Consider the following 11,408-nt stretch of genomic DNA (forward strand, 5'->3'; position numbering starts at 1 on the left):
CACCCACCCCGGCCACCGCGACCACCGCCACCACCCGGACCCGGGTCCGCCGGTGCGGCACCGCCACCACACCCAACCGGGGCCGCAGCACCACGAACAACGCCACCGACACCAACACCGCCAACACCACCGGCCGGTACGCCGACGCCGGCACCGCACCCGCCAGCGCCGCACCCAACCCGGCGCAGCACACCGCCAACCCCGCCGACGGCCCCGCCACCACCCAGTCGACCTTCGTACGCCGGGCATAGGTCACCGCCGCCGTCGTGGTACCCGCGATCGCCGCCAACTTGTTCGTGCCCAACGCCGACGCCACCGGCATCCCCGGCGCCGCCACCAGCAACGCCGGCAACAACAGCAACCCACCACCACCGACCACGGCATCGACCCAACCCGCCATGGCGGCCGCAACGAGCAGGGTGGTCAGCGACAGAGGATCCACGGGCGGCCATTCTTCCCACCCCCACGCCGCGCGGCGGAGCCGCTGTGGCCAGCCTCACCGCACCGGCCTCACCGCCGGCGCTGACGACGCAACCACACCCCCGCCGCACCCAGAACCACGAACACCAGCATCGAACAGATCAGCACCTTCAACACCCGGCAACCATGCCACGGCGACGTAGGGTGCAAAGGTGCGCCTGGCCACCTTCAACCTGCTGCACGGTCGATCCCTCACCGACGGCCTCGTCGACCCCGACCGACTCACCGCCGCCGTCACCGCACTCGACGCCGACGTCCTCGCCCTGCAAGAGGTCGACCGCGACCAGAGCCGCAGCGGCGGACTCGACCTCACCGCCATCGCCGCCCGCGCCCTGCACGCCGGAGAACACCGCTTCGCCGCCGCCGTCGTCGGCACCCCCGGCGAACAGTTCCGCCCCCTGCGCCACGACGACGACGGCCACGGCGAACCCTGCTACGGCATCGGCCTGGTGACCCGCCACCGCGTACACAGCTGGCAGGTCACCCGACTGCGCCCCGCCCCCGTCCGCTCACCCGTCTACGTCCCCGGACCCGGCGGCGGGCTCATCCTCCTGCGCGACGAACCCCGCGTCGTCCTCGCCGCCGTCCTCGACACCCCCCGCGGCCCCCTCACCGTCGCCGCCACCCACCTGTCCTTCGTCCCCGGCTGGAACGCCCACCAACTCCGCCAGACCGTCCGCGCCCTACGCACCCTGCCCGCCCCGCGCATCCTGCTGGGCGACCTGAACCTGCCCGCCGGCCCCGCCCGCCTCGTCTCCGGCTGGCACCCCCTCGGCCGCCGCCCCACCTACCCCGCCGGACAACCCCGTGTCCAACTCGACCACATCCTGGCCGACCGGCACGGCCTCGACCAGCTCCCACCCGTCACCGCCGTGCACACCCCGCTGTCCACCATCTCCGACCACCGCCCCCTCCTGGTCGACCTCGGCTGACGCCACCACCCGCAACGCGACGCCGAACAACCCACCCCGCGCCTACCGCCCCCGCGCCGCCACGATCTCCTCCGCCACCGACCACAACCGCGGCAGGAACGCCACCACCTCGTCCGCCCGCCGCCGGCGATCACCGGCCGAGGCGACCCCCAGATCCGCTACCGCCGCCTCGAACAACGGCGACAACCCCGCCACCAACTCCGGGGCGTCCGCCGCCAGGATCGCGTGACACCGCGCGTACGTCGCCACGATCCAGAACATCGCCTCCCGGTGCGACCCCGCGTCGATCAACTCCCGACTCCCGTCGGCCACCACCGGCCGCCCCACCGGCGTCACGTCCGCGCTGAAGAAGAACCGCGTCCGCGCCACCGACGCCGCCACGTCGAACGTCCGCTCCAGGCCCGCCAGGTGCCCCCGCACCCGATCCACGCCCACCCCGCCACCGTCGAGCAACCCCACCAACCGCGGATACACACCACCGAACCCGTGCTGCGCCAACGCCTCCCGCGCCGCCACGTACCGCCGCCGCACCGTCGGATTGCCCAACCCCGCCACCACCGGCACCACCGCGGTCAACGACGTCGGGAACAACCACCCCGTCACCTGCGCGTGCAGCGGCGCCGACGCGTCCAGCGCCCGCAACCCGTCCGCCACCCGCCGCCGCACCGCCGCACACCGCCGCCGCACCCACACCGCGTCGGCGAACCCCGCCGACACCCGCTCCCGCACCGCCGCCAACCGCCATCGGCGATCACCCCGTCCGCCGCGAAACAGCCCGCGAAGACGAACGACCCCAGCACCTGCTCCGGCGACCCCAACTCCTCCCAGGTCAGGTACGTCACCTCCAACAGCACCCCACGCCAGCGGAACTTGCCCACCTTGCCCACCGGCCCGCCGCGCACCACCAGCACGTCCACGTCCGACGACGGAGGCAACACCGCCCCGTCCGGCGCCCCCACCGTCGAACCGCTGAAGAAGGCACCGGCGAACCCCGGCTCCCGCGCCGCGTACGCCCACACCCACTGCGCCGCCACCGCGCGCGCCGCACCCACCCTCACGACCGCGCCGCCGGGTCCGCCGCCACCAACGCGGCCAGCGCACGGTTCGTGCGGTTCGCCCGCACCGCGTCGCGCTGCTGCCCGGCAGTCACCTCGATGTACGTCTGCGACGACGCCAACGACGCGTGCCCCAGCAACCGCATGATCTCCGCCGCGCTCGCCCCGTCCTCCGCCAACCGGGTCGCGAACGTGTGCCGCAACGCGTGCAGCCGCGCCCCGCGCGGCACCCGGTCGCCGACACCCGCCCGCCGGTAACATGACTCCACCAGGTACTGCAGCCCACCGCGGCGCAGCGGCTCACCCCGACGGTCCACCAGCAGCGCGCCGTCCGGGCGCACCGTCCGCGACCCGAACCGGCGGGCCCGACTCTCCAGGTAGTCCACCAGCACCTGGTCCAGCTCCGGTTCGACCGGCACCACCCGGGGCCGCCCGCCCTTGCCGGCGACCTCGACGCGCCGCTCACCGGGCCGACCCGCCAGCGAGCCGACCCGCAACGCCAGCAGCTCCGACAACCGCAGCCCCGCGCAGAGCGCCAACGCCAGCACCGCGACGTCCCGCTGCGGCCACGGGTCGCGCTGCCGACCGTCCTCGCGGGCCACCGCGGCGAGCAACTGCTCCGGGGTGTCCGCGCCGCGCAGCGGCTTCGGCTGGGGGAGCGGGGCCCGGGGCCGGCCGACCGCCGGCATCGGATTGCCGGCGACGACACCGTCGGCGACCAGGAAGGAGAAGAAACTGTTCCAGGTGGACCACGCCCGGTGCACCGAGGCGGCCGCGCGAGGGGCGGCGAAACGGGCGAACGCCGCGCGCATGACGCGGGGGGTGAGGGCCTCGACGGGCAGCGCGTCGAGGGGCAGGGGAGGGGACACCTCCTCGGCGGCCAGCGCGGCGACGGTACGCAGGTCCCGCCGGTACGCCTCGAGGGTGTGGGGGGAGGGCTTGCGGGTGGCGCGGGCGGTCAGGAACTCCTCGATCAACAGTGTTACCGATTCGTCCCGTTTGTCATGCATAAGGCATATTATGCATGATTCTCGGGTTTCCCGGCAACGGGCGGGAGAGGGGAGACCGTGAGCCCACCGAGGCGCTACGTCCTGACCGGCGCGCCCGGGGCGGGCAAGACGACGCTCGCGATGGCGCTGCGTCGACGGGGACACCAGGTCGTCGCGGAGGCCGCCACGGACGTCATCGCCGCGGGGCAGGCACGCGGCGTCGACGAGCCGTGGAACTCACCGGGCTTCCTCGACGCCGTCGTCCGGCTCCAGCGCGCGCGCTGCGACGCCGCCGGCGGGGCCGTGCAGGTCCACGACCGGTCACCGTTGTGCACGCTCGCCCTGGCCCGGTATCTCGGCCGTCCGGTGGGCGCCACGCTCGCCGCCGAGGTCGACCGGGCGCGGCGCCAGGGGATCTACCAGCGGCAGGTGTTCCTCGTCCAACCGCTGGGCTTCGTGACGCCCAGCGCGGCCCGCCGGATCGGCTACGCCGAGTCGCTGGAGTTCGCCCGCGTCCACGAGCAGGTCTACCGGGAGCACGGCCACGAGCTGGTTTCCGTGCCGGCAGGGCCGGTGCCGGCACGGGTGGCGCTGGTGCAGGCGCACCTGCGGCGCTTGACCGGGCCTCCCGTCCCAGGGGGCGAGGGAGGGCCTGGTCCGCTCTACTTTACATAATGTGCATTATCGAACTTGGGTCACGGTGTCTGGCACGCGGTCAGGCGCCGACGTAGGTGTCTCTTCTCATTCATCTTGGCCATTCTCAAGAACTTGAGCCCTCGCCTGATTCGGCCGCTACAACTGATGCAGGAAGAGCAGGCCGAAGGAGACGGCGAGCGCGGCACACCCCGCCACGGTGATGATGCGAAGTCGGGTGCCCAGGTCGGCGTCCCAGTCCTCGACCGCCCCGGAGGCGCGGCGGATGAGCGGGGTGGCGGCCCGCCCGGCGCCGAAACCGAGACCGGCGAGCACGGCGACCTGCAGGTGCTGACCGCCGAGGAAGACCGCGACCGCGAGCACGTACGGGGCGGTGGCCGACACGTACGTACGCACGCCGGTGCCGAGCTCGAAACCGAATCGCAGTGCTCCGCGCCGAGGGCTGTGCCGCAGCACGTCCTGCGGCACCTGCGAAGCGTTCTGCGGCAGTGGGATGGTCACCACCTCGGCCTCCCGGAGCACCCCGAGCAGCGCCACCGCCACGATGAGCGCGTACCGCCAGGACGCCGGCAGTGGTGCCGACAACCCGGAGAGCGCCCCGAGGACCACCCCGCTGAGCAGGCCGCCGGCGATCAACCCCAGGACGAACAGGGTGAGCAGCGTCCCCTGCGGATTCCGATCTCGCCGCCCGGGCGAGGCCAGCGCGTACGCGCTGTTGCGAGTTCAAACCGAGCCGGAGAGCGTGTAGCCGGCCAGCCCGCCGAGAACCGCCCAGGTGAGCACGTGCCCGTACGCGGCGGCGAGCATCGCGCCGGCGGTGAACAGCAGGACGGGTACGAGCGGGTGGGTGGCCCAGCGGCGCAGCGACGGAACGGGTCGTACGGGTGGCGGCTGGTTCGTCACACGGTGCCGCCGGTGAGGGTGCGCCAGGTGTTCTGTCCCACGATGCCGTCGACGTAGAGCCCGCTCTTCCGCTGGAAGTCCCGTACCGCACCGTCGGTCTGCGAGCCGAAGTACCCGGTGACGGGCAGGCTGTACCCGTGCTTGTTGAGTTGCCGCTGCGCGCCGCGCACGGCGTGCCCGCTGTTGGAATAACGCACGGTCCGCACCAGGAGGGGCCACGTCCTGGCGTCGACGACGCCGGTCGCCGTGAGCTTCTTGGCCGTCTGGAACTGCTTCACCCTGGTCTCGGTGCCGCTGCCGAAGATCCCGTCCACCGTGGTCGAATAGCCGTGAGCGGTCAGCAGGTGTTGCACGGTGTAGACGTTCGTGCCGCTCTGGCCGCGCTTCGTGGTGGGCCAGTTGACCGAGGTGAGGCAGCCGCAGCTGGTGTTCCAGCGGCAGATCGACCTGACCCAGCCCGAGCTGGTCTTCCGGTACCCGTCATGGCACCGGCGTTCGACGCCGCAGGCGCAGGCGCCGCACGCGCCGGCGTAGCGCCACAGCCAGCCGTCGTACGTGCCGGCGTAGCACTGGTTCGGCCGTAGTTTCCAGGTCGTGCCGTCGTTCTTGTGGAAGCCCGCGTAGCTGCCGCTGGTGTTGCAGGCGTCACCGAAGACCGGACTCGGGCCGCAGCCCGGGGAGCAGTTGTGGTCGGCGGCGTACGTCGGGCATCCGCCATAGATCGTGTATCCGTCGGCGTAGGCGCGGCGTGCGGCCGGGAAGACGCTCAGCGCGGCCATTCCCACCGCGGTGCCGGCCTGGAGCAGCGTGCGCCGGGACAGCGCCCAGGACGTGGTGAGACGACTCCTGGTCCGGCTCGCCGGCGGGTGCCGGCGGGACGCGGTGCCGCTACCGGGGTCTGTCCCCCGTAGGGCGGGTACGGCGTCGAGGGTGGTCACAGCGCGCCTCCTCGTTGGCTCGGAGTCGGTTGGTCGGCGCTGCCGGACGGGTTGCCGACCTGGTCGAGCAGTTGGCGCAGGGCCACCCGGGAGCCGACGGGCTCGGAGCGCCGGACGCGCCCGGCCGGGTCGATCACGGCGGCGAACGGGGTGGCGATCGCGTCGTACCGGTCGAACAGGTCCGCCTGCTCGCCGAGGATGGTCATCGGCAGGTCGGCCGCTTGTGGCGGGACAGCCTGCCGGTAGAGGACTCGAAGCACGGCATCGGTCCGTGGATCCTGTTCGGTGGCTTCGTCGAGCAGTTGGTCGCAGGTCGCGCAGCCGCCGTCGAGGAAGAGCAGGACGAGAGTGGCCGGGGACGGCGGCGCCAGGTCACGGAACCCGGGCGCCGGCGAGCCGGGCCGCAGGCCGACGGACGCAGGGCGGTTGACGGCGCCGTTGGACAGGGCGTGCACCTGACGTACCAGGCCGGACACCACGAGGGCCAGCAGCAGGATGGCGATCCAGCTCAGGATCAGCGCGCTCGTCTGGAAACTCATCCGGGTACCTCTCCTCGTGTCACCCCGAGCGGCGGCTGATCCGGGGTCGGGTCGTGCATGGCGGCTGGCAGGTGCGCCAGGAGCGCGGTGAACGTCGCTGCGGCGAGCAGGACGATCGTGAGTGAGGTGCCGGGTCGCCCCAGCGGCACGACCGCGCCGGACAGCAGTGATCCGACCAGGGCCATGCCGGCGAGCGTGGCCGCGCGCGCCACCACCCAGCCGGTCATCGGCAGTTCGACCCGGGAGCACCCGCAGGGGACGGCCCTGCCGGTCGACGTCACGTACCGGGCGTAGCCCGCGTACGTTGCGAGCAGCGCGCAACTGCCGGCGAGGACCACGCCCAGCGCTCGGCCACCGTCGTCGCTGAGCAGGGCGACGACTCCGGCTGCGCCGAGCAGGCCCTCGGTCGCGATGACCACCGCCGCGACGGTGGACGGCGAGGGGACCACCCGGTGGGCGGCCAGCGCCGTCGACAGCGCTGCCGGCTTCGAGAGGTGCTCACCGCACGCGACGAGCAGGGTGAGGAGCACGGTGTACGCCGCGACGCTGGCTGTCAGGGTTGACACGACAGCTCACTCGGCCGATTGGACGCGTAGCCGGTCGACCAGGTCCGGTACCCGGTCGACCACCGTGTCGGCCAGTGGTAGCACGGTCACCCAGGTGTCCTGGGCGGCGAGCACGAAGTAGGGCTTGCCGTCCGAGAGCGTGTCCCGGAAGAGTTCTCCCGCCCGGGTTCGCAGCCCTCGCCAGGACGGCAACTGTCGCGCGCGCTCCGCGGTGAGCGGCGTCATGTCCAGCAGGCCGAGTCCGGGCACCTGCTTGATCACCGTTGCCGGCGCCGCGTACCGGCTGCCGGCCCGGGGGTCGGGGCGCACGACGAGACCGTCGTCGTGCTCCGCGATCCGCAGTGTCCGCAGCACCGCGAGCAGGTCTGCGGTCGAGGCGCCGTACAGCTGGGTGACGAAGCAGTACCGGCGCCCTCGCCACGCCGCCACCAGTCGGTCCTCGTCCAGCCGCACCTGCGCGTCGTACGACGTCACGCGCGCCGTGAACAGGGCGCCGCCCTGATAGTTGAGCTGCTCGTCGAAGCCGGTGACGCCGAGCGCCTGTGCCAGTTCGTCGGCCAGGCCGACCGAGCCGGCGGTGAATTCGTGCTGGCGGCCGGCGATGGTCATCTCGACCACCGAGGTGAACGGCGCGCTGAGGTCGAGTGGGCCGCTGAGCAGGAACCGTCGGCCATCCATGGCACGGTGTGCGACAGGAGCCTCCGTGGCTGCCATCACTCCACCTCCCCCGTGAGGTGCGGCGTGTGTGGCGTCGAATTATCCGTGTGTCGAACATCACTGACAAGCCCGACGCGCTCTTCGTCACCACACCTGTTGACCGTTCGTACCCTCTCGGTCGTTGGATCGGGGCAGATCCGGCAGCGCGCACCGGATCGAACCCATCGCGCCCGACCGGACGCGGACATCACGAATCGCGAGGACTGGGCGCGGTCGCCGGCCTTCTCCCCCGTCGGCGGCAGCGGCCAGCATCTCGAGTGTCGGACGACAAACCTGGACCTCGGCTCAAGATAGTGAGAAGAGCTGATGCACAGCAGTTCTCACAATCTTGAGCCAGCACGGGTCAGGGGCGATTGACGTGGCTCAGGATGAACGAGAAGGGACACCGACGTAGGCCGCGAGGTGCTGGCCGGTGAGGGTGGAGCGGGCGGCGACGAGGTCGGCCGGTGTGCCCTCGAAGACGATCCGGCCGCCGTCGTGGCCGGCGCCGGGGCCCAGGTCGATGATCCAGTCGGCGTGTGCCATGACCGCCTGGTGGTGCTCGATGACGATGACCGACTTGCCGGAGTCGACGAGCCGGTCGAGCAGGCCGAGCAGGTGTTCGACGTCGGCGAGGTGCAGGCCGGTGGTCGGCTCGTCGAGGACGTAGACGCCGCCCTTCTCGCCCATGTGGGTGGCCAGCTTGAGCCGTTGCCGCTCGCCGCCGGAGAGCGTGGTGAGCGGCTGGCCGAGGCTGAGGTAGCCGAGCCCGACGTCGGCGAGCCGGCCGAGGATGGTGTGCGCGGCCGGGGTGCGCGCCTCGCCGGTGCCGAAGAACTCCTCGGCCTCGCTCACCGACATGGCGAGCACCTCGCTGATGTCGCGCCCGCCGAAGTGGTATTCCAGCACCGACGCCTGGAACCGCTTTCCCTCGCACACCTCGCAGACGGTGGCGACGCCGGCCATCATCGCCAGGTCGGTGTAGATGACGCCGGCGCCGTTGCAGTTGGGGCAGGCGCCCTCGGAATTGGCGCTGAACAGCGCCGGCTTCACGCCGTTGGCCTTCGCGAAGGCCTTACGGATCGGCTCGAGCAGTCCGGTGTACGTGGCCGGGTTGCTGCGCCGCGAGCCCTTGATCGCTGCCTGGTCGACCGACACCACCCCGTCGCGCCCCGACACCGAGCCGTGGATCAGTGAGCTCTTTCCCGATCCGGCCACGCCGGTCACGACCACCAGCGCTCCGAGTGGGATGTCGACGTCGACGTCGCGCAGGTTGTGGGTGTTGGCGCCGCGTACCTGCAGCACGCCCGACGGGGTCCGCACCGTCTTCTTGAGGGCGGCCCGGTCGTCCAGGTGCCGCCCGGTGAGCGTGCCGCTGGCCCGCAGGCCGTCGACGGTGCCCTCGAACACCACTTCCCCGCCCTCGACGCCGGCCCGCGGGCCGAGGTCGACGACGTGGTCGGCGATCGCGATGGTTTCCGGCTTGTGCTCCACGACCAGCACGGTGTTGCCCTTGTCCCGCAGCCGCAGCAGCAGGTCGTTCATGCGCTGGATGTCGTGCGGGTGCAGGCCGATGGTCGGTTCGTCGAAGACGTAGGTGACGTCGGTCAGCGAGGAGCCGAGGTGGCGGATCATCTTGACGCGCTGCGCCTCACCGCCGGACAGCGTGCCCGATGACCGATCGAGGGAGAGGTATCCCAGGCCGATCTCCACGAACGAGTCGAGGGTCTCCCCCAGCGCCGTCAGCAGCGGTGCCACCGAGGGTTCGTTCAGATCGTGGATCCATTCGGCCAGGTCGCTGATCTGCATCGCGGAGGCGTCGGCGATGTTGATCCCCTGGATCTTCGACGACCGGGCCGCCTCGCTGAGCCGGGTGCCACCGCACTGCGGGCAGGTCGTGAAGGTCACCGCGCGGTCGACGAACGCCCGGATGTGTGGCTGGAGCGCGTCGGGGTCCTTGGCGAGGAACGACTTCTGGATCTTGGGGATGAGTCCCTCGTAGGTGAGGTTGACGCCGTCGACCTTGACCTTGACGGGCTCCTTGTACAGGAAGTCGTGGAGTTCCTTCTTGGTGTACTTGCGGATCGGCTTGTTCGGGTCGACGAAGCCCGACTCGGCGTAGACCCGCACCGTCCAGAAGCTGTCCGACTTCCAGCCGGGGATGGTGAACGCGCCCTCGGCGAGGGACTTGGAGTCGTCGTAGAGTTCGGTGAGGTCGATGTCGGTGACCGAGCCCCGGCCCTCGCAGTGTGGGCACATGCCGCCGGTGATGTTGAAGCTGCGCCGCTCCTTCACGGTCTTCCCGCCGCGCTCGAGGGTGACCGCACCCGCTCCGCTGATCGAGGCGACGTTGAAGGAGAACGCCTGGGGCGAGCCGATGTGCGGCTTTCCGAGTCGGCTGAACAGGATGCGCAGCATGGCGCCTGTGTCGGTGACGGTGCCGACCGTGGAGCGGGCGTTGGCGCCCATTCGTTGCTGGTCGACGATGATCGCGGTCGTCAGCCCGTCGAGCACGTCGACCTCGGGCCGGGCCAGCGTCGGCATGAAGCCCTGCACGAAGGCGCTGTAGGTTTCGTTGATCATCCGCTGCGACTCCGCGGCGATGGTCCCGAACACCAGGGAACTCTTGCCCGAGCCGGAGACGCCGGTGAACACCGTCAGACGGCGCTTCGGGAGCTCGATGCTGACGTCTTTGAGGTTGTTCTCGCGGGCGCCCTGCACGCGGATCAGATCGTGGCGGTCGGCGGCGTGCAGCGCAGGCGAGGGCGTGTCCGTCCTCGTGGCCATGTTCATCGTGTCTCCATCTGTTCGGGGGCAGCCTTCGCGGTGTCCGTCGGCGTCGCCTGGCTCGATCTGGCCCGCTTTCAGCAGCACGTCCGGTCCTGGGGCGGGGCGCGGTCGCGGCTTACCTGATCGGCGGTGTCGGGCCCGGGGTGGCTGACGCTGGTCGGGGTCGCGCTCGGCGCAAGGACCAAGGTATCCGCGCCGGTGGGACCGGTGGAGCCGCTGGGCCTCGGCCGCGCGGCGCGCCGGCCTAAGCGTCAGACCGGCCAGCGGTCGTCGCGCATCAGCACGCGGCGGGCGTCTCGTTCACGTCGCGCCGAGCGCGGGTAGATGCGGAGCCGGCGGGCGCGCGCAGGTCGGAGTGTGCGACTCCCCCGCTCCCCCGGCGGCGCGTCGATCTTGGACGTCGCGGGTGTGGGGGCGCTGAGCGGGAGCGGGGTCGGCACTCATCGGTCCTTTAGCAGCCCGGGGTCGGTGACGCAGGCGCCGGCGACGTCGTGCGCGGGGTCGTTCCCGGCGCGGTCCGTGCCGGTCAGGTGGGTGGTGGTGTCCATGGCAGTCAGGCTAGGTGCGGCTCGGGGCCGGGCGCTTCTCGATTCCTGACCGGTCTGGTCACCTGTTTCGCCACGCACGGCGGCATCCCCGCCGTCACGCCCGCTCCCTGGTCCCGGTAGACGCTGGGTGGCACCCCGACCAGTTCGGTGAAGCGGGTGCTGAAGGTGCCCAGCGACGCGCAGCCGACGGCGAAGCAGACGTCGGTGACGCTGAGGTCGCCGCGGCGCAACAGCGCCATCGCGCGTTCGATGCGCCGCGTCATCAGGTACGAGTACGGCGATTCGCCGTAGGCGAGCCGGAACTGGCGGCTGAGGTGC

The 11,408-nt window shown here is 71.7% G+C and carries 13 protein-coding genes; 2 read left to right on the plus strand and 11 right to left on the minus strand.

Annotated features, from left to right (window positions below; genetic code table 11):
* A partial coding sequence (locus NCC78_RS19755; RefSeq protein ID WP_250796182.1) for a TSUP family transporter occupies positions 1 to 400 on the minus strand: 400 nt, incomplete at its 3' end.
* A 232-nt stretch (positions 401 to 632) separates the two neighbouring features.
* Between NCC78_RS19755 and NCC78_RS19760 the strand changes: the two genes are divergently transcribed.
* The gene (locus tag NCC78_RS19760; RefSeq protein ID WP_250796170.1) at positions 633 to 1,412 is read left to right on the plus strand and encodes an endonuclease/exonuclease/phosphatase family protein; all 780 of its coding nucleotides are present in this window, start codon (positions 633 to 635) and stop codon (positions 1,410 to 1,412) included.
* Positions 1,413 to 1,454: 42 nt separating this feature from the next.
* Here NCC78_RS19760 and NCC78_RS19765 read toward each other — a convergent pair whose 3' ends face one another.
* Together NCC78_RS19765 and NCC78_RS19770 are read right to left on the minus strand one after the other, a co-directional pair.
* Positions 1,455 to 2,141, minus strand: coding sequence for a hypothetical protein (locus tag NCC78_RS19765; protein ID WP_250796171.1), 687 nt, complete (start codon positions 2,139 to 2,141; stop codon positions 1,455 to 1,457).
* Between the two features lie 325 nt (positions 2,142 to 2,466).
* Positions 2,467 to 3,477 carry a tyrosine-type recombinase/integrase gene (locus NCC78_RS19770; RefSeq protein ID WP_250796172.1) on the minus strand — a complete coding sequence of 337 codons (1,011 nt, stop codon included), beginning with the start codon at positions 3,475 to 3,477 and terminating at the stop codon, positions 2,467 to 2,469.
* A gap of 57 nt (positions 3,478 to 3,534) precedes the next feature.
* Here NCC78_RS19770 and NCC78_RS19775 point away from each other — a divergent pair, with 57 nt between their 5' ends.
* Positions 3,535 to 4,131: an AAA family ATPase gene (locus NCC78_RS19775; protein WP_250796173.1), complete on the plus strand. Its 597-nt coding sequence runs from the start codon at positions 3,535 to 3,537 to the stop codon at positions 4,129 to 4,131.
* 117 nt (positions 4,132 to 4,248) lie between these two features.
* Here NCC78_RS19775 and NCC78_RS19780 read toward each other — a convergent pair whose 3' ends face one another.
* The 8 genes from NCC78_RS19780 to NCC78_RS19815 form a co-directional block, all read right to left on the minus strand.
* A complete protein-coding gene (locus tag NCC78_RS19780; protein ID WP_250796174.1) occupies positions 4,249 to 4,746 on the minus strand; it encodes a hypothetical protein in 498 nt (165 codons plus the stop codon).
* An 87-nt stretch (positions 4,747 to 4,833) separates the two neighbouring features.
* Complete coding sequence (locus NCC78_RS19785) at positions 4,834 to 5,013, minus strand: hypothetical protein (protein ID WP_250796175.1); 180 nt, start codon at positions 5,011 to 5,013, stop codon at positions 4,834 to 4,836.
* Entirely contained in the window at positions 5,010 to 5,951 is a 942-nt protein-coding gene (locus NCC78_RS19790) for a peptidoglycan-binding domain-containing protein (RefSeq protein ID WP_250796176.1), read from the minus strand. Before NCC78_RS19790 ends, NCC78_RS19785 begins: the two co-directional genes overlap by 4 nt.
* Complete coding sequence (locus NCC78_RS19795; RefSeq protein ID WP_250796177.1) at positions 5,948 to 6,490, minus strand: hypothetical protein; 543 nt, start codon at positions 6,488 to 6,490, stop codon at positions 5,948 to 5,950. Before NCC78_RS19795 ends, NCC78_RS19790 begins: the two co-directional genes overlap by 4 nt.
* Positions 6,487 to 7,056, minus strand: a complete 570-nt coding sequence (locus NCC78_RS19800; protein WP_250796178.1) for a MauE/DoxX family redox-associated membrane protein — start codon at positions 7,054 to 7,056, stop codon at positions 6,487 to 6,489. The genes NCC78_RS19795 and NCC78_RS19800 overlap by 4 nt, the downstream gene beginning before the upstream one ends.
* Before the next feature lie 6 nt (positions 7,057 to 7,062).
* Positions 7,063 to 7,734 (minus strand): hypothetical protein, encoded by a 672-nt coding sequence (locus tag NCC78_RS19805; RefSeq protein WP_250796179.1) that lies wholly within the window; start codon positions 7,732 to 7,734, stop codon positions 7,063 to 7,065.
* A gap of 402 nt (positions 7,735 to 8,136) precedes the next feature.
* Positions 8,137 to 10,539 (minus strand): ATP-binding cassette domain-containing protein, encoded by a 2,403-nt coding sequence (locus NCC78_RS19810; protein ID WP_250796180.1) that lies wholly within the window; start codon positions 10,537 to 10,539, stop codon positions 8,137 to 8,139.
* A 556-nt stretch (positions 10,540 to 11,095) separates the two neighbouring features.
* Positions 11,096 to 11,408 (minus strand): helix-turn-helix transcriptional regulator (locus NCC78_RS19815; protein ID WP_250796181.1); only part of this gene is annotated, 313 nt, incomplete at its 5' end.

It is taken from the genome of Micromonospora phytophila (assembly GCF_023656545.1).
Lineage (GTDB): Bacteria > Actinomycetota > Actinomycetes > Mycobacteriales > Micromonosporaceae > Micromonospora > Micromonospora phytophila.

Coding starts and splice junctions, on each gene's coding strand:
- NCC78_RS19770 (WP_250796172.1), bottom strand. CDS start 3,477: ATGCATGACAAACGGGACGAATCGGTAACACTGTTGATCGAGGAGTTC.
- NCC78_RS19795 (WP_250796177.1), bottom strand. CDS start 6,490: ATGAGTTTCCAGACGAGCGCGCTGATCCTGAGCTGGATCGCCATCCTG.
- NCC78_RS19805 (WP_250796179.1), bottom strand. CDS start 7,734: ATGGATGGCCGACGGTTCCTGCTCAGCGGCCCACTCGACCTCAGCGCG.
- NCC78_RS19810 (WP_250796180.1), bottom strand. CDS start 10,539: ATGGCCACGAGGACGGACACGCCCTCGCCTGCGCTGCACGCCGCCGAC.